Annotated in this window: 14 protein-coding genes; 6 read left to right on the top strand and 8 right to left on the bottom strand. The window is 56.2% G+C overall.

The window, feature by feature from the left end:
* Window positions 1-48: 48 nt before the first annotated feature.
* The 3 genes from Q9J79_RS04480 to Q9J79_RS04470 form a co-directional block, all read right to left on the bottom strand.
* A complete protein-coding gene (locus Q9J79_RS04480) occupies window positions 49-768 on the bottom strand; it encodes a septal ring lytic transglycosylase RlpA family protein (RefSeq protein ID WP_301911121.1) in 720 nt (239 codons plus the stop codon).
* A 127-nt stretch (window positions 769-895) separates the two neighbouring features.
* On the bottom strand, window positions 896-1360 hold the full coding sequence (gene trmL, locus Q9J79_RS04475; RefSeq protein WP_301911120.1) for a tRNA (uridine(34)/cytosine(34)/5-carboxymethylaminomethyluridine(34)-2'-O)-methyltransferase TrmL: 465 nt from the start codon (window positions 1358-1360) through the stop codon (window positions 896-898).
* Window positions 1361-1424: 64 nt separating this feature from the next.
* On the bottom strand, window positions 1425-2150 hold the full coding sequence (locus tag Q9J79_RS04470; RefSeq protein WP_301911119.1) for a ComFC family protein: 726 nt from the start codon (window positions 2148-2150) through the stop codon (window positions 1425-1427).
* Here Q9J79_RS04470 and bioH point away from each other — a divergent pair.
* The 3 genes from bioH to Q9J79_RS04455 all read left to right on the top strand — a co-directional run bounded on the left by bioH (window position 2149) and on the right by Q9J79_RS04455 (window position 5260).
* Entirely contained in the window at window positions 2149-2892 is a 744-nt protein-coding gene (gene bioH / locus Q9J79_RS04465; RefSeq protein WP_301911196.1) for a pimeloyl-ACP methyl ester esterase BioH, read from the top strand. The two genes, Q9J79_RS04470 and bioH, sit on opposite strands and share 2 nt — an antisense overlap.
* Before the next feature lies 1 nt (window position 2893).
* Window positions 2894-3682 carry a class I SAM-dependent methyltransferase gene (locus Q9J79_RS04460; RefSeq protein ID WP_301911118.1) on the top strand — a complete coding sequence of 263 codons (789 nt, stop codon included), beginning with the start codon at window positions 2894-2896 and terminating at the stop codon, window positions 3680-3682.
* 75 nt (window positions 3683-3757) lie between these two features.
* On the top strand, window positions 3758-5260 hold the full coding sequence (locus tag Q9J79_RS04455; RefSeq protein WP_304685283.1) for a gliding motility protein: 1503 nt from the start codon (window positions 3758-3760) through the stop codon (window positions 5258-5260).
* A 36-nt stretch (window positions 5261-5296) separates the two neighbouring features.
* Here the strand turns inward: Q9J79_RS04455 and recQ are convergent, their stop codons facing one another.
* The 4 genes from recQ to murJ form a co-directional block, all read right to left on the bottom strand.
* Window positions 5297-7597, bottom strand: a complete 2301-nt coding sequence (recQ, locus tag Q9J79_RS04450; protein WP_301911116.1) for a DNA helicase RecQ — start codon at window positions 7595-7597, stop codon at window positions 5297-5299.
* A gap of 64 nt (window positions 7598-7661) precedes the next feature.
* On the bottom strand, window positions 7662-8444 hold the full coding sequence (gene trpC, locus Q9J79_RS04445; RefSeq protein ID WP_301911115.1) for an indole-3-glycerol phosphate synthase TrpC: 783 nt from the start codon (window positions 8442-8444) through the stop codon (window positions 7662-7664).
* A gap of 50 nt (window positions 8445-8494) precedes the next feature.
* On the bottom strand, window positions 8495-9451 hold the full coding sequence (locus tag Q9J79_RS04440) for a YheT family hydrolase (protein WP_301911114.1): 957 nt from the start codon (window positions 9449-9451) through the stop codon (window positions 8495-8497).
* Between the two features lie 126 nt (window positions 9452-9577).
* The gene (gene murJ / locus Q9J79_RS04435) at window positions 9578-11116 is read right to left on the bottom strand and encodes a murein biosynthesis integral membrane protein MurJ (protein ID WP_301911195.1); all 1539 of its coding nucleotides are present in this window, start codon (window positions 11114-11116) and stop codon (window positions 9578-9580) included.
* 218 nt (window positions 11117-11334) lie between these two features.
* On the opposite strand from murJ, the gene Q9J79_RS04430 reads away from it, so the two are divergent.
* Window positions 11335-12033, top strand: a complete 699-nt coding sequence (locus tag Q9J79_RS04430) for a thiol:disulfide interchange protein DsbA/DsbL (protein WP_301911113.1) — start codon at window positions 11335-11337, stop codon at window positions 12031-12033.
* 81 nt (window positions 12034-12114) lie between these two features.
* Here Q9J79_RS04430 and amgK read toward each other — a convergent pair whose 3' ends face one another.
* The gene (amgK, locus tag Q9J79_RS04425; RefSeq protein ID WP_301911112.1) at window positions 12115-13119 is read right to left on the bottom strand and encodes an N-acetylmuramate/N-acetylglucosamine kinase AmgK; all 1005 of its coding nucleotides are present in this window, start codon (window positions 13117-13119) and stop codon (window positions 12115-12117) included.
* A gap of 69 nt (window positions 13120-13188) precedes the next feature.
* Here amgK and Q9J79_RS04420 point away from each other — a divergent pair, with 69 nt between their 5' ends.
* Both Q9J79_RS04420 and Q9J79_RS04415 read left to right on the top strand, forming a co-directional pair.
* Window positions 13189-15594: an LPS-assembly protein LptD gene (locus Q9J79_RS04420; RefSeq protein ID WP_301911111.1), complete on the top strand. Its 2406-nt coding sequence runs from the start codon at window positions 13189-13191 to the stop codon at window positions 15592-15594.
* 104 nt (window positions 15595-15698) lie between these two features.
* Window positions 15699-16697: a peptidylprolyl isomerase gene (locus tag Q9J79_RS04415; RefSeq protein WP_301911194.1), complete on the top strand. Its 999-nt coding sequence runs from the start codon at window positions 15699-15701 to the stop codon at window positions 16695-16697.
* The last annotated feature ends 662 nt before the right edge of the window (window positions 16698-17359 follow it).

The raw sequence follows: 17359 nt of genomic DNA, 5'->3' as shown, positions 1-17359 counted from the left end.
GCTCCTGCGAAGTATCTGGTGGTGTTTGAAGGACGTAAAGGCGGGACATCAACCGGCAGTCAATGCCGTCTGAATCATACCGCGTGCCTGAGCTTCGGCCTCGGCGGCACGTTCCTGCGAGGAAAACGGTCCCATTTTGACGACATATTCGTAATGGCGTTTTTCAACCGATAGGTTCGGGTTTGATGCTGATGAAGCCAGGTTTTGGGCGGCTTGGTTCAGATAGGCTTGTGCTTCGTGTTCCGTACCGAAAGATTTCAAGTCGATAAAGATGTCTTTGTTTTCGGCAACCGGTGCGGATTGGCCCGGGACGATTTGTTCGATTTTGACATGTGCCGTACCTTGGCTGACAAAGCCCAATTGTTGGGCCGCCGCTTTGGATACGTCGATGATGCGGTTGCTGTGGAAGGGGCCGCGGTCGTTGATGCGGACGACGACGCTTTTGCCGTTTTTTGTATTGGTTACGCGCACATAGCTGGGAATGGGCAGTGTTTTGTGGGCGGCGGTGAAGGCGTTCATGTCGTAGCGGTCCCCGCCGGAAGTTTTGCGCCCGTGAAACCTGCCGCCGTACCATGAGGCGTTGCCGGTTTGCGTGAACGCGGCAACTTGGTTTATCGGCGTGTAGCGTTTTCCGGCGACTTTGTAGCTGCGGTTGGCGGAGGCGTGCAGTTTTTCTGCTTTGACCACTGCATCGGCGGATGCCGTCTGAAAGGAATGTATGCCGAATGCGGCCGTGAGGAGGAAAAGGGTTTTTCGGGTTAAAGTCAAAACGTGTTCCGTTCTTGAGTTGAAGACGAATGGGCATCATGCCCTACGGACACATTCCGAACCGCCGCACGCTGCGGCAGCGGTTTGGAATGCGTCCGAACGGTTTTCAGACGGCATGAACTTGCGTTCAAACGCCGCCTGCGTAACCGTGTTGCCGCCACGCTTCAAAGAGAATCACGGCAACGGTATTGGAAAGGTTCATACTCCGGCTGCCGGGCTGCATCGGCAGGCGGATTTTTTGCGCGGCGGGCAGGCTGTCGAGGATGTCGGCAGGCAGTCCGCGTGTTTCCGGCCCGAACAGTAAAACGTCGCCTTTTTGAAACGCGGTTTCATCGGGGCGCGCCGTGCCTTTGGTGGTCAGTGCGAAAATACGTCGGCCTGCCAGCGACTTGAGGCAGTCGTCGAAGTTTTCGTGCACCGTCAGGCTGGCGAACTCGTGGTAGTCGAGCCCGGCGCGTTTCATTTTGGCGGAATCCAATGGGAAGCCGAGCGGCTTGATCAGGTGCAAATCCGCGCCGGTATTGGCGCACAGGCGGATGATGTTGCCCGTGTTCGGGGGGATTTCCGGCTGGTATAAAACGATGGTAAACATAAATATCAATCACTTATAGGCGCGTAACCTTGCCACAAGGCGGATGGGGTGTCAAAAAATTTAGTTATTTTTTCATTGGCGTGCGTGCCAGCGTCCAGCAGCAGATTCGGTTCGCGCCCGATTTTTTCAGCGTCTTTGCCAATTCGTCCAGCGTCGCGCCGGTGGTAAAGACATCGTCGATTAACAAAATATTACAGTTTTTCGGCGGCGGTGTGCGGATTTCAAAGGCGTTTTTGATGTTTCGCCGCCGTTCGCCGCCTTTGAGCGTGCTTTGCGGCGGACGGTGGTGTCGGAATACGGTGTGTCGGGGCAGTATCTGCCAGCCGTAGCGTTGTGCCAACAACCCGACGATGCTTTCACTTTGGTTGAACCCGCGTTGCAGCAGCCGCTCCCTGCTTAGTGGAACGGGCAGGACGAAATCGAAACATTCGTCTGAAAGCCGGTCGGGCGGATTCTGCATCATCAGGTCTGACAGCGGCTGCACCATGCCCAAATCAGCCAAGTGCTTCAGCGCGCGTATCATATTGCTGACGGGCGGTTCATAATGCAGCGATGCCCACATCCGGTCGAATGCGGGCGGTTTTTTCTGGCACGCGCCGCACACCGCGCCGCCTTGAACGTGTCTGAAACACAGGGGGCAGCTGTTTGCCGCGTCGGTGCGGAAACTTGCCAAATCGGTATTGCAGCTGGCGCAGATGCCGTCTGAAACGTCTGATGAATCGTGGCATAATACGCAGTGTCTGACTGCGGCCGCGTCTGCGATGCGCCGCCAACAAGAGAGAAAATCCATGCCTGATGCCGTCAAAAAAGTTTACCTGATACACGGTTGGGGGGCGAACCGCCACGTGTTTGACGATTTGATGCCGCGCCTGCCTGCAACGTGGGCGGTGTCCGCCGTCGATTTGCCCGGACACGGCGACGCGCCCTTCGTGCAACCCTTCGATATTGAGGCAGCCGCCGACGCTGTTGCCGCACAAATCGATACGCCCGCCGACATTCTCGGCTGGTCGCTCGGCGGATTGATCGCACTGTATCTGGCGGCCCGCCATCCCGGAAAAGTCCGTTCGCTCTGCCTGACGGCGAGTTTCGCCCGGCTGACGGCTGACGAAGACTATCCCGAAGGGCTTGCCGCGCCCGCATTGGGCAAAATGGTCGGCGCGTTCCGAACGGATTATGCCAAATATATCAAACAGTTTCTACAACTCCAGCTTCTGCACACGCCCGATGCCGCCGAAATCATCGGCAGAATCCTGCCCGATTTGGCACGGTGCGGAACGCCTCAAGCCTTGCAGGAAGCTTTGGACGCGGCGGAAAGGGCGGATGCGCGGCATTTGTTGGACAAGATAGATGTCCCGGTACTGCTGGTGTTCGGCGGCAAAGACGCGATTACGCCGCCGCGTATGGGCGAGTATCTGCACCGGCATTTGAAAGGAAGCAGGTTGGTTGTGATGGAAAAGGCGGCACACGCGCCGTTTTTGAGCCACGCGGAAGCGTTTGCCGCGCTGTACCGCGATTTTGCCGAAGGGGTTTGAGATGAATCCGCAGGACAAACGCTGGCAGGTTCACCGCCATCTTGCCGAACATGCCGACCAACGCCTGACACTCGTCCGCAACGCGCCCGGGCATATCCTGCTTGCCGGGGCGGATGCGGACATCAGCCGCAGGCTGCTGGCGAAACGCTATCCGCAGGCGGTATTTGAAGAATACGATTCCCGTGCGGATTTTTTGGCGGCTGCCGCAGCCGCGCGCAAGGGCGGTTTCTGGCAAAGGTTTACGGGTAAGGGCGTGGTGCAACACTGCCAATCCCCGACCGCGCCGCTGCCCGAAGCGTGTGCCGATATGTTGTGGTCGAATCTCGGACTGTTGGCGGCGGAACAAATCCTTCCCGTGCTGCACAACTGGGCGCGCGCGCTGAAGACGGACGGGCTGCTGTTTTTCACCTGCTTCGGGCGCGATACCTTGGCGGAACTGAAATGCCGTCTGAAAGAAAACGGTATTGAGAGCCGCAGTGTGCTTTTCCCCGATATGCACGACTTGGGCGATATGCTTGCTGAAAACGGCTTTTACGACCCCGTTACCGATACGGCGAAGCTGGTGTTGGATTACAAAAAGGCGGAAACGTTTTGGGCGGATATGGACACGCTGGGCGTTTGGCGGGCGATGTCGTGGAACGATGAAAACGCCGCACGTTCGTGTGTCGGGGCGATATTTGAACGGGAAGGCGGTTTGAGCATTACGCTGGAAACGGTGTACGGACACGCCGTTAAAAAACTGATGCTGCCGCAGGGGGAGAACGTGGTGCGTTTTTTTCCGAAGAGATGATGTGCAGATGCCGTCTGAAGCCGTTTCCAGGTTTCAGACGGCATCTGTCTGTGAAAACCGACAGAAATAAAGGAAATGCCGATGTATGCCGATGCCGGAGACGTATATTGCGTCTATAACATCAGACTGAAGCAGTACACTGCCTGCCAGGTTACCCGAGTTGAAGAACACGGTGGGAAAAAAGCATATGCGACCCTGCTGGCTTTGGACTGGCAGGGCAAAAAACCGCTTGGGGCGGAGGAGCTGGCGGATTTGAAACCGCTTTACAAAGACTTTATGTATTGGGAACGCGGTCTGCACATGTATAAGGCAAGTGCCGTCGTGCCGACGGGATATGTACGGGTTGGGAATACCGCGCCGCTGTGCGGTGAAGACACGCAGCAGTATGCCTCTTTTTGGGGCGACGGCTACGACGTGTACCGTCAGTTGAGATGGCAGCAGATACCCGAAAAACAGAGAAAGGCATTCAAAAAAGCCGCCAAAAGCAAAAAGACCGTGATGTTTGCCGGACGGGAATACGGCATATCCAAACAGAATTTGAGCGATGTTTGGGATGATTTTGAAGACGCGATGGAACTGAAGGCATTTCCCTGCCTGTCTTCGCTGTTTCTGACCAAATGGCATAAAAATCTATATGAATATCTGGAGGAATACCCGTTTATCACCCGATTGTGTCTGGAAAACCACGGTCAGACCGTGCTGGATTTCAGCAATACGCGCATAACCGACCTTTCTGTCGATATGACCGGCGTGGAATCGCTTTATTTGAACGAAGGCTTGGACAGCCTGAACCTGAAAGGCGAAATCAAGGAAAACTGCAAGGTCTGTACCGCCGAAAAGGGCGCGGGTCTGATTTTGGAAGTGGGCAAAAGCGTTCCCAAAGTGCGGGGTTTGGAAAACCTGACCGCCGTCAACGTCATGGGCATTGCCGATTTCGATATGCAAAACCTGTCGGAAACGTATCCCAAGCTCAAAACCATACGGCTGTGGGGCAAACCGGGCAATATCGCCAATTTTTCCGCCGTATCGGGATTTGAGGATTTGGAAGTGTTCACTACCGTAGATTTGTTCGGTTTCGGCGCGGACGACATCCCGCATCCCGACCGGCTGCCGAAGCTGCACAGGCTGTGGATGAGCAGCCTGCCCGAAGAGGCGGCGAAGGCAGTGAAGAAACTTTATAAGAAACGGAAGGAAGACGGGCTGGACCTGTGGATAGAAAAAGCCCGAAAACCCGAATGGCTGGCGCAAAATTTCGACAACCCCTTCCGCGATTGGGACGGCGCGGAGCATATCCCGAAAAGCCATGCCAAAAAAGCGGCGGAGCTATACCGGAAAACCCGTGCCGGCGTGGTCAAACTGCTCGGCAATCCGCCTGAAAACATAGGAGAGGAGCTGGCAGAGGCGGTCAAAGCCTATACCGGAGGTTTCAACAAAATGGACAAAAAACTCTTTATCGACACGGTAGAGCGGGAAGATATTGCCGAGGCGTTGGAAACGATATTGGACCTGATACCGGAGGGGTCTTGTGCTGACAAGGAAAAACTGTTTGAAATATTTGATAAAAACAGGAATTTTTAAATAGAGGCAATGCCGTCTGAAACTTGGTATCGGGCTTCAGACGGCATCTCGTTCCAACACCGCCAATACCGCCGCACCGTAACGTGCGGCTTTTTCTTCGCCTACGCCATATACGGCGGCAAGCTCCGCCAAACCTTCCGGCTGTTTGGCGGCAATGGCGCGCAGGGCGGCTTTGCTGAGAATGCGGTAGGGTTCGGACTGTTCGTGTTTTGCCGTTTCGTTGCACCATTGAATCAGGGCGCGCATCAGGCGGCGTTTGCGTTTGGCGGCTTCATCGATGCCGTCTGAAAACGGACGGCAGACGGCGAGGATGTCCCGTCCGTATTTGGCGGCGCGTACGCTGCCCAAGCCGTGCACGCCTTCGAGGTCGGTTTCGGTTTCGGGCGTATCAGCAAGCATATCGGCAAGGCTTTCGTCGGAGAGGACGGAATGCAGGGCGCAGTTTTCCGCCCTTGCCTGTTCATACCGCCAGGCTTCGAGTTTTTGACGCAGTTGTTGTTCGCGTTCGGTTTGAGGACGGATGGCCGCGTCGCGGCTGAAGCCGGCGGCGTTTTGGCAGACTTTGAGTATGCCGTGTCCGAAACGGTCGATTTTGGCTTCGCCCAAGCCGTAGATGTCGTGCAGCCCGTTGAGGTTTTGCGGCATTTTTTCGACAAGGTCGCGCAGGGTTTTGTCGCCGAAAATCATATAGGCGGGGATGCCTTCGGCTTCTGCCTGTTTCATGCGCCAAACGCGCAATGCCTGCCACAGGCGTTCTTCGCGTTCGGTACGCAGCCAGTTGTCTTTGAGGGTGCGGACGGCGGGCTTGCCGCGCTTGAGCGGACGCAGCATCACTCCGGTTTCGCCTTTGAGGACTTTTTTGGCGGCTTCGGTCAGTTGCAATGCCTGATATCGGGCAATGTTGACGGTGAGGTAGCCGAGGCTGATGCACTGGCGGATGACGCTGCGCCATTCTTTGTCGGACAATTCTGCACCGATGCCGAATGTGGACAGTTGTTCGTGCCGGTTGCCGCGTATCCAATCGTCGCTTTTGCCGCGCAAAAGGTTGGTGATGTAACCGGCGGCAAAACGTTGTCCGGCGCGGTACACGCAGCTGAGTAATTTTTGCACCAACACCGTGCCGTCAAACCGCACAGGCGGATGCAGGCAGTTGTCGCAATGGCCGCAGGGTTCGGATTCTTCGCCGAAATGTTTGAGCAGCAGTACGCGGCGGCAGGCGGCGGTTTCGCAGACGGAAAGCATGGCATCGAGTTTTTGCATTTCGATTTGCTTTTGCACTTCGTCGCTGTTGCCTTCGGCAATCCGTTCGCGCAGCAACACCCAATCGTTCAGGCCGTAACACAGCCAGCTCACGGCAGGCAGCCCGTCTCGGCCGGCACGCCCCGATTCCTGATAGAAATGTTCGACACTCTGGGGCATATCGAGATGGGCGACAAAGCGCACGTCGGGTTTGTCTATGCCCATGCCGAACGCCACGGTCGCCACCACGATAATATTGTCTTCACGCGTAAAGCGGCGTTGGTTTTCCTCGCGCACGTCCATACCCAAACCGGCATGATACGGAATCGCGTTTAATCCGTTTTCACGCAAAAACCGCGCCACATCTTCAACCTTTTTGCGGCTTAAGCAATACACAATGCCGCTTTGCCCCGCCATTTCTTTGCGGATGAAATCCAGCAATTGTTTTTTACCATTATTTTTTTCGATAACCTGATAATAAATATTCGGGCGGTCGAAGCTGGAGACAAATTCGGGCGCGTCGTCCAAGTGCAGATAATGCTTGATGTCGGTGCGCGTGGCGGCATCGGCGGTGGCGGTCAGGGCGATGCGCGGGACGTTCGGATAGCGTTCGGCAAGGATGCCGAGCTGTTGATATTCGGGGCGGAAATCGTGTCCCCATTGGCTGACGCAATGCGCCTCGTCAATGGCAAACAGGCTGACGGTTTGTTGGTCGAGAAAACGCAAAAAGCGGTCGGTAACCAAGCGTTCCGGAGCGACATAAAGCAGTTTCAGACGGCCTTGGGCGAGCTTGTCGGCAATCTCGCGCGCCTCATCTGCCGATGTGCTGCTGTTGACTGCCGCCGCTTCAATTCCGGCCACATGCAGGCTGGCCACTTGGTCGTTCATCAGCGCAATCAGCGGTGATACGACAACCGCCACGCCTTCGCGCATCAGCGCCGGAATCTGGTAACACAAAGACTTGCCCCCGCCCGTCGGCATCAGCACCATCAAACTCTCGCCGCCGGCCAAAGCATTGACGATAGCCTCCTGCTTGCCGCGAAATTCGGGATAACCGAATACTTCGTGCAAAATCTGTTTGGCGGTCGGTCGGTGCATGATGGTTCCGTGCTCGGTAAGGGTGTTGATCGGTCGGCGGCAATATGCCGTCTGAAATCGGGATTTAGAAGAGTTTGCCCACTTCTGCCTCAATATCGTCGGCACGCATGAACGTTTCGCCGATCAGGAAGGTGTGCACGCCGCGCGCCCGCATAAATTCCACATCCGCCTTACCCGTAATGCCGCTTTCGGTAACGACGGTTTTGCCTTCCAGCGCGGGCAGCAGCGACAGGGTTTGGTCGAGGGAGACTTCAAAAGTCCTCAGGTTGCGGTTGTTTACGCCCCACAACGGCGTGGTCAGGTTGCGGCATTTTTCCACTTCGGTTTCATCGTGCAGCTCGAGCAGGACGGTCATGCCCAATTCGTGCGCCACCGCTTCAAAGCGTTCCAATTGTTCCTGTTCCAGTGCGGCGGCAATCAGCAGGACGGCATCCGCCCCCCATGCGCGCGCCTGATAAACCTGATATTCGTCGATGATGAAGTCTTTGCGCAGCACGGGCAGCGATACGGCTTCGCGCGCCTGTTTGAGGTATTCGGGCGAACCTTGGAAATAGGGTTCGTCGGTCAGTACCGACAAACACGCCACTCCGGCGTTTTCATAGGCGCGTGCAATCTCGGCCGGTCGGAAGTCCGGACGGATCAGACCTTTGCTCGGGCTTGCCTTTTTGATTTCGGCAATGACGGCGGGCAGGTTTAGGCAGTGTTTGCCGTGTATCGAACCGATAAAGCTGCGGACGGGCGCGGCTTCTGCGGCAAGTGCGCGGATGTGTTCGGTGTCGACGGCGGCTTTTTGGGCGGCAACTTCCTGTGCTTTGGTGGCAAGGATTTTATTGAGGATGTCGGTCATGTCGGGTTCCGTATTCGTCTGGGGAAAGGGGGAATATTAGCATCAAACCGTTAACGACTGTTTGTGCGGAAGCTGTCGAAATAGGACAGGATGGTCTGCGGCAGCCATTGCAGGTGCAGCCTGCCGCCGGTGCTGCTGACAAAGCCGACATGACCACCGTGTGCAGGTTGGAACAGGGTAACGGCTTCGGACACTTCGTCCGGTGTCGGCAGCGCTTCGGGCGGCAGGAAGGGGTCGTTGACGGCATTGAGCAGGAGCAGCGGTTTGGCAACGTGTTTGAGCAGCGGTTTGCAGGAAGTTTGGCGGTAGTAGTCGTGCCGGTCGGCAAAGCCGTGCAGCGGTGCGGTGAAACGGTCGTCAAACTCGCCCAGTGTTTTGCACCCTGCGGCAAATGCCGTCTGAAAACCTTGGAGCGATTTTGCTTTGGGTATCAGGGTGCGGAGGAAGTAGCGCGTGTAGAGCAGCCGCGTGATGCCGCTGTCGAAGCGGCTGCCTGCCGCCTCTGCATCGACGGGGGCGGAGATGACGGCGGCGGCTTGCGGCAGCGCGTTTTCGCCCTGTTCGCCCAAATATTTTGCCAGCGCGTTGCCGCCCAGCGATACGCCGACGGCGTATATTTCACGGTAACGCGCGGCGAGCGTGTCCAAAGTAAAGGCGATTTCGGCGGTATCGCCCAAGTGGTAGAACACCGGGGCGGTGTTGGCAATGCCGCCGCAGCTGCGGAAATGGACGACTACGCCGTTCCAACCGCGGCTGCGTACCGCAAGCATCAGTTCGACCGCGTAATGGCTGCCACTGCCGCCCTCCAAACCGTGAAACAGCACGACCAGCGGCGCATCGGGCGAAATGCCGTCTGAAAAGTCGTAGGCGACTTTGGTTTTACCCGTGCTGTCTGGAAGCAGCTCGCGGCGGTATGCAGGTGCGGGGCGTTGCAGGAATTTGGCGGCCAGCGTGTCGGCATTGCCGTTGCGGAGGAAAAAGGGCGTGTCCGGCGGTGTCAAAATCATAAGGTATCGGTTTTTCTGTTTTCAGACGGCATGATGATGCGGCAACCCGTCCGGTGCGGACGCGGGGGATGCGCGCCCGAATATAGGCGTGGAAAAAGCGTTTGCCGGCAAAAGGCGGCGCACCGGTCAGCTTTCCACACGTTTGAAATGGCGCGGACGGAAGCCCAGTGCCGCCAGTGATGCGAAATACAGGCAGCCTCCGATGACAATCAGGATGAAGAGCCGGGCGGCCTTTTGCATTCCGCCGGTGTGTGTCCAGTCGAACGGCAGCCAGATTTGGGCGGCATACAGGCCGCCTCCCATCACGGCGAGCGCGAGCAGCATTTTTGCCAAGAACGCCGCCCAACCCTTGCCGGGCCGGTAAATACCGTGTTTGCGCAACAGGTAAAACAACAATCCGGCATTGATGCACGCGCCCAGACCGATGGCAAGCGAAAGTCCGACGTGTTTCAGTGGGCCGATAAAGGCAAGGTTCATCAACTGCGTGCAGATGAGCGTGAAGATGGCGATTTTGACGGGCGTTTTGATGTTTTGCCGCGCATAGAAGCCGGGTGCTAACACTTTAATCATGATCAAACCGATTAAACCGAAAGAATAGGCAATCAGCGCATGTTGCGTCATCTGCGCGTCAAACAGCGTGAATTCTCGGTACATAAACAAGGTTGCCACCAGCGGGAACGACAACACCGCCAGTCCGACCGCCGCCGGCAGCGTCAGCAGCATGCACAGGCGCAAACCCCAGTCGAGCAGGGCGGAAAACTGTTCCGTATCTTGGTTTGCCGAGTGTTTGGACAAAGTCGGCAGCAAAATCGTACCGAGTGCCGCCCCCAGCACGCCGCTGGGCAGCTCCATCATGCGGTCGGCGTAATACATCCATGAAACGCTGCCCGATTGCAGATAAGACGCGAAAATCGTGTTAATCACCAAAGAAATCTGCGCCACGCTCACGCCCAAAATCGCAGGCGCCATCTGTTTCATCACGCGGTTGACCGCCGCATCTTTGAAATTCAGTTTGGGCAGTTTCAAAAAACCCAGTTTCGCCAGCCAGGGCAGTTGGAAGCCGAGCTGCAAAATGCCGCCGACAAAAACCGCCCATGCCAGTGCGGTAACGGGCGGATCGAAATACGGCACGAAAAACAGCGCGAATACGATAAACGACACGTTCAGGAACGTGGGCGTAAACGCCGGAATGCTGAATTTATGATAGGAATTGAGTACCGAACCGACAAAAGAGGAAAGTGAAATCAATAAGATATAAGGAAACGTAATCCGCAGCAAATCGATGGAGAGCTGAAATTTGTCGGCATCTTTGGCAAAACCGGGTGCGGAAACATAAATCACCCAAGGCGCGGCAAGTATGCCCAGCGCGGTAACGACGATCAGCACAAACGACAGCATCCCCGCCACATGGCGGATAAAAGCCTCCGCCGCCTCTTTCGAACGCGTTTCCTTATATTCCGCCAAAATCGGCACAAACGCTTGGGCAAACGCCCCTTCCGCAAACACGCGGCGCAGCAGGTTGGGCAGTTTGAACGCGACAAAAAACGCATCCGTCGCCATGCCTGCGCCGAATGCGCGCGCAATGACCGTATCGCGCACAAATCCCAAAACGCGCGACACCATCGTCAGGCTGCCGACTTTTGCCAAAGCTCCCAGCATATTCATCATTGTTCCTCAACAGTCGTACCCGTTTGGGGCAACGGCGCGTATTGTACGACAGAAACCGCTTCAGACGGCATCGGGTTTGATGCCGTCTGAAGCGGTTTCCCGAAACGAAAGCTTCCTTTTCCGGCGGCAAACTGTATCAACACGCGGAAATGCAATAAAATAGCCGGATTCCGATTGATTTCCAATCATCCATTTCCAACATCACGGAGAGCCGTATGAAATCCAGACACCTCGCCCTTGCCGTTGCCGCCCTGTTCGCCCTTGCCGCGTGCGACAGCAAAGTCCAAACCAGCGTCCCGGCCGACAGCGCGCCTGCCGCTTCGGCAGCCGCCGCCCCCGCCGGACTGGTCGAAGGGCAAAACTACACCGTCCTTGCCAACCCGATTCCGCAACAGCAGGCAGGCAAAGTCGAAGTGCTCGAATTTTTCGGCTACTTCTGTCCGCACTGCGCCCACCTCGAACCCGTTTTGAGCAAACACGCCAAGTCTTTTAAAGACGATATGTACCTGCGTACCGAACACGTCGTCTGGCAGAAAGAAATGCTGCCGCTCGCCCGCCTTGCCGCCGCCGTCGATATGGCTGCCGCCGACAGCAAAGATGTGGCGAACAGCCATATTTTCGATGCGATGGTTAATCAGAAAATTAAGCTGCAAGAGCCGGAAGTCCTCAAAAAATGGCTGGGCGAACAAACCGCCTTTGACGGCAAAAAAGTCCTTGCCGCCTACGAATCTCCCGAAAGCCAGGCGCGCGCCGACAAAATGCAGGAGCTGACCGAAACCTTCCAAATTGACGGTACGCCCACGGTTATCGTCGGCGGCAAATATAAAGTCGAATTTGCCGACTGGGAATCCGGTATGCACACCATCGACCTTTTGGCGGACAAAGTGCGCGAAGAACAAAAAGCCGCGCAGTAAGCCTATCTGAAAAAATGCCGTCTGAACCCGATTTTAGGTTCAGACGGCATTTTTAGTTTCAAGCGTTCGGAGGGCAGTTTCTTAGAACGTGAAACCCGTTTCCAGTTCTTCATCGCCGACCAAATCGACCAGCAGCGCGTAGAGCGGGGCGAGTTCGGCATAACGGCGCGACACGCGGCGCAGGTAATTGAGGAAACGCGGGATTTCGGGACGGTATTTGTCTTTGCCGTCGCGGTAGTACAGGCGCGCGAAGATGCCTGCAACCTTCAAGTGCCGCTGCACGCCCATCCATTCGAACCGGCGGTAAAACTCGTCAAACGCTTCGGGGACGGGCAGGTCGGCAGCCCGCGCCTTTTCCCAGTAGCGGATAACCAAGTCCAAGACAAATTCTTCTTCCCATTCGATAAAGGCATCGCGCAACAGCGACACCAAATCGTAGGAAATCGGGCCGTAAAGCGCGTCTTGGAAGTCTAAAACGCCCGGCCTGCCGCGCGTCAGCATCAGGTTGCGGACGATAAAGTCGCGGTGCACATAGACTTTGGGCTGCGCCAACAGGGGCGGCAGCAGCGTATCGACGGTTTGCTGCCAAAGTCGGCGTTGTTTGAATGTTAATTCGCGCCCCAATTCTTTTGCGACAAACCATTCCGGGAACAGGTTGATTTCGCGCAGCATCGTTTCACGGTCATATTCGGGCAAAACCCCTTCACGGCTTGCCTTCTGCAATTCGACCAGCTCGCCGATTGCCTCCAAAAGCAGGGCTTTGTGCGCCGTTTCGCCCTGCTCCTGAAGCATCGCGGTCAAAAACGTCGTATTGCCCAAGTCGTTCAATACCACAAACCCCAAATCCGTGTCCGCGTGCAATATCTGCGGCACATTGACCATGTCAAACAGTTTCTGCACCTTCAAATAAGGCGCGACACTCATCTTGTCGGGTGGCGCATCCATGCAGACGACGCTGCCGCCGTCTGAAAACGTTGCACGGAAATAGCGGCGGAAATCCGCATCCGCCGCCGCAAAGGCCAGTTCGAAATTGCGGTCGGGATAGACGGTCTGAAGCCAATTTCTCAGTTCGGTTTGCCGTTGCATAACAGTACTAAAGCATTTCAGGTTACAATAAACGCTATTCTAACTGGCAAACCGACTTGAGGGGCAATTTTGGCTCGTTTATTTTCACTCAAACCACTGGTGCTGGCATTGGGCCTCTGCTTCGGCACGCATTGCGCCGCCGATACCGTTGCGGCGGAAGAGGCGGACGGGCGTGTCGCAGAAGGTGGCGCGCAGGGCGCGTCCGAATCCGCACAAACTTCCGATTTGACCCTCGGTTCGACCTGCCTGTTTTGCAGTAACGAAAGCGGCAGCCCCGAGAGAACCGAAGCCGCCGTCCAAGGCAGCGGCGAAGCATCCATCCCCGAAGACTATACGCGCATTGTCGCCGACAGGATGGAAGGACAGTCGCAGGTGCAGGTGCGTGCCGAAGGCAACGTCGTCGTCGAACGCAACCGGACGACCCTCAATGCCGATTGGGCGGATTACGACCAGTCGGGCGACACCGTTACCGTAGGCGATCAGTTCGCCCTCCAACAGGACGGTACGCTGATTCGGGGCGAAACCCTGACCTACAATCTCGAGCAGCAGATCGGCGAAGCGCACAACGTCCGCATGGAAACCGAACAAGGCGGACGGCGGCTGCAAAGCGTCAGCCGCACCGCCGAAATGTTGGGCGAAGGGCATTACAAACTGACGGAAACCCAATTCAACACCTGTTCCGCCGGCGATGCCGGCTGGTATGTCAAGGCGGCCTCTGTCGAAGCCGATCGGGAAAAAGGCATAGGCGTTGCCAAACACGCCGCCTTCGTGTTCGGCGGCGTTCCTATTTTCTACACCCCTTGGGCGGACTTCCCGCTTGACGGCAACCGCAAAAGCGGTCTGCTTATTCCCTCCCTGTCCACCGGTTCAGACGGCATTTCCCTTTCCGTTCCCTATTATTTCAACCTTGCCCCCAACTTCGATGCCACCTTCGCCCCCGGCATTATCGGCGAACGCGGCGCGGTTTTTGACGGACAGGTCCGCTACCTGCGTCCCGATTACAGCGGACAGGCCGACCTGGCCTGGCTGCCTCACGACAAGAAAAGCGGCAGGAACAACCGCTATCAGGCGAAATGGCAGCACCGGCACGATATTTCCGACACGCTTCAGGCGGGTGTCGATTTCAACCAAGTCTCCGACAGCGGCTACTACCGCGACTTTTACGGCAGCGAAGAAATCGCCGGCAACGTCAACCTCAACCGGCAGGTATGGCTGGATTACAGCAGCAAGGCGGCTGGCGGCATTTTGAACGTCGGTCTGTCGGTGCAGAAATATCAGACGCTGGCAAACCAAAACGGCTACAAAGACAAACCGTATGCCCTGATGCCGCGCCTTTCTGCCGATTGGCATAAAAACGCAGGCAGGGCGCAAATCGGCGTGTCCGCACAATTTACCCGCTTCAGCCACGACAGCCGCCAAGACGGCAGCCGCCTCGTCGTCTATCCCGACATCAAATGGGATTTCAGCAACAGCTGGGGCTACGTCCGTCCCAAACTCGGACTGCACGCCACCTATTACAGCCTCAACCGCTTCGGCAGCCAAGAAGCCCGACGCGTCAGCCGCACTCTGCCCATCGTCAATATCGACAGCGGCATGACCTTCGAACGCAATACGCGGATGTTCGGCGGCGGAGTCCTGCAAACCCTCGAGCCGCGCCTGTTCTACAACTACATTCCTGCCAAATCCCAAAACGACCTGCCCAATTTCGATTCGTCGGAAAGCAGTTTCGGCTACGGGCAGCTCTTCCGCGAAAACCTCTATTACGGCAACGACCGCATCAACGCCGCCAACAGCCTTTCCGCCGCCGTGCAGAGCCGTATTTTGGACGGCGCGACGGGGGAGGAGCGTTTCCGCGCCGGTATCGGTCAGAAATTCTATTTCAAGGATGATGCGGTGATGCTTGACGGCAGCGTCGGCAAGAATCCGCGCAGCCATTCCGACTGGGTGGCATTCGCCTCTGGCGGCATAGGCGGCCGCTTCATCCTCGACAGCAGCATCCACTACAACCAAAACGACAAACGCGCCGAAAATTACACCGTCGGCATCAGCTACCTGCCCGAGCCTGGCAAAGTATTGAACGCCCGTTACAAATACGGGCGCAATGAAAAAATCTACCTGAAGTCCGACGGCTCCTATTTTTACGACAAACTCAGCCAGCTCGACCTGTCCGCACAATGGTCGCTGACGCGTAACCTGTCGGCCGTAGCCCGCTACAACTACGGTTTTGAAGCCAAAAAACCGATAGAAATGCTTGCCGGTGCAGAATACAAAAGCAGTTGCGGCTGCTGGGGCGCGGGCGTGTACGCCCAACGTTACGTTACCGGCGAAAACACCTACAAAAACGCCGTCTTCCTCACCCTGCACCTGAAAGACTTGAGCAATGTCGGCAAAAATCCCGCAGACAGGATGGATGTCGCCGTTCCCGGCTACATCCCCGCCCACTCTCTTTCCGCCGGACGCAACAAACGGCCCTGACCGTCGGAAACCCGGCAGGAGCACCGTTCCTGCACAAGACGGCATTCCACCGACAACCCCAAACCCGCCATCAAAGGCAGGATTCAAAAGATAAGGAAAGAATGATGAAAATCAAAGCCCTGATGATTGCCGCCGCATTGCTGGCAGCAGCCGATGTCCACGCCGCACCGCAAAAGGCAAAAACCGCACCTGCCAAAGCGGTCAAAGCTGCCGTCACGGCGCAAAAAGAAGCAGCACCCGCACAACAGCAGGGCGGTATCCGCTTTTCAGACGGCATTGCCGCCGTTGCCGACAACGAAGTCATCACCAACCGCCGGCTTGCCGAAGCCGTTGCCGAAGCCGAAGCCAACCTGCCCAAAGACGCGCAGATAAGCGAATCCGAGCTGTCCCGACAGGTGCTGATGCAGCTTGTCAACCAATCCCTGATCGTACAGGCGGGCAAACGCCGCAACATTCAGGCAAGTGAAGCGGAAATCGATGCCGTCGTCGCACAAAATCCCGCCCTCAAAAACCTCAGCCCCACCCAACGCCGCGAGCTTGCCGACAACATCATTGCCGAAAAAGTCCGCCAGCAGGCAGTGATGCAAAACAGCCGGGTCGGTGAGGCAGAGGTCGACCGCTTTATCGAGCAGGCGCAAAAACAAGGCATTACCCTGCCCGAAGGTGCACCGTTGCGCCAATACCGCGCCCAACACATCCTGATTAAGGCAGACGGCGAAAATGCCGCCGTCGGCGCAGAAAGCACCATCCGCAAAATCTACGACCAGGCGCGCAACGGCACGGATTTCGCAGGTTTGGCACGCCGATATTCCCAAGACGCAAGCGCGGGCAATGGCGGAGATTTGGGCTGGTTTGCCGACGGCGTGATGGTTCCCGCCTTTGAAGAAGCCGTCCACAAGCTCAAACCCGGACAGGTCGGCGCGCCCGTACGCACCCAGTTCGGCTGGCACATCATCAAGCTGAACGAAGTACGCGAGGCCGGCACGCCTCAGGAACGCGTCCGCAATGCCGTGCGTCAGTATATTTTCCAACAGAAGGCGGAGCGTGCGACCGCCGACCTGTTGCGCGACCTGCATTCCGGCGCGTACATCGACATCCGCTGAAACGGTTTGAATCAAAAAGCCATACCGATCGGCAAAAATCCGGGCGGTATGGCTTTTTTGAATTTCAAGTTACTTTTACACCGTCATTCGTCATTCCCGCGAAAGCGGGAATCTAGGACGTAGAATCTAAAGAAACCGTTTTATCCGATAAGTTTCTGTGCCGAAGGGTCTGGATTCCCGCTTTCGCGGGAATGACGGCATATCGGTTTCCGTGCGGACAGACCTAGACTCCCATTTGCGCGGGAATGACGGCATATCGGTTTCGGTGAGGACAAACCTAGATTCCCATCTGCGCAGGAATGACGGGATTTTAGATTGCGGGTATTTATCAGGAATGACGATTTAAAAGTTGCCTGAAACCTAAAAGCAACTGAAACGCAAAAACCAAATTCGCGCCTGCCGGGGAATGATGAAACAAAGAAGGCAGAAGTAAGGAATCAGGATTTTTTCCTTGAATCTGCGAAAATTATTCAGTAATTGAATGTTATTGTTTTACAATGCAGGCTTACGGTTGGGAAGCATATTTTCCGCATAAGTTGGAAAATGGTGGATTAATCGTAATTTCACGCTTTGTATCATACTAACCATAGGAATTTTAATGATGAAAAAATTATTGGCACCATCAGTGCTTTCCCTGCTGGTAATCGCGGGGGGGGGGGGAA

The sequence above is a fragment of the Neisseria viridiae genome (assembly GCF_962747995.1).
GTDB classification, from domain to species: domain Bacteria; phylum Pseudomonadota; class Gammaproteobacteria; order Burkholderiales; family Neisseriaceae; genus Neisseria; species Neisseria viridiae.
Note: the sequence above shows the minus strand (reverse complement) of the source record. Positions and strands in the feature narration are given on the sequence as shown.

Bases quoted from the DNA above. Each gene is read 5' to 3' on its own strand.
- trmL (WP_301911120.1), bottom strand. From the start codon at position 1,360: ATGTTTACCATCGTTTTATACCAGCCGGAAATCCCCCCGAACACGGGC.
- bioH (WP_301911196.1), top strand. From the start codon at position 2,149: ATGCCTGATGCCGTCAAAAAAGTTTACCTGATACACGGTTGGGGGGCG.
- Q9J79_RS04470 (WP_301911119.1), bottom strand. From the start codon at position 2,150: ATGGATTTTCTCTCTTGTTGGCGGCGCATCGCAGACGCGGCCGCAGTC.
- Q9J79_RS04460 (WP_301911118.1), top strand. From the start codon at position 2,894: ATGAATCCGCAGGACAAACGCTGGCAGGTTCACCGCCATCTTGCCGAA.
- Q9J79_RS04455 (WP_304685283.1), top strand. From the start codon at position 3,758: ATGCCGATGTATGCCGATGCCGGAGACGTATATTGCGTCTATAACATC.
- recQ (WP_301911116.1), bottom strand. From the start codon at position 7,597: ATGCACCGACCGACCGCCAAACAGATTTTGCACGAAGTATTCGGTTAT.
- trpC (WP_301911115.1), bottom strand. From the start codon at position 8,444: ATGACCGACATCCTCAATAAAATCCTTGCCACCAAAGCACAGGAAGTT.
- Q9J79_RS04440 (WP_301911114.1), bottom strand. From the start codon at position 9,451: ATGATTTTGACACCGCCGGACACGCCCTTTTTCCTCCGCAACGGCAAT.
- murJ (WP_301911195.1), bottom strand. From the start codon at position 11,116: ATGAATATGCTGGGAGCTTTGGCAAAAGTCGGCAGCCTGACGATGGTG.
- Q9J79_RS04430 (WP_301911113.1), top strand. From the start codon at position 11,335: ATGAAATCCAGACACCTCGCCCTTGCCGTTGCCGCCCTGTTCGCCCTT.
- amgK (WP_301911112.1), bottom strand. From the start codon at position 13,119: ATGCAACGGCAAACCGAACTGAGAAATTGGCTTCAGACCGTCTATCCC.
- Q9J79_RS04415 (WP_301911194.1), top strand. From the start codon at position 15,699: ATGAAAATCAAAGCCCTGATGATTGCCGCCGCATTGCTGGCAGCAGCC.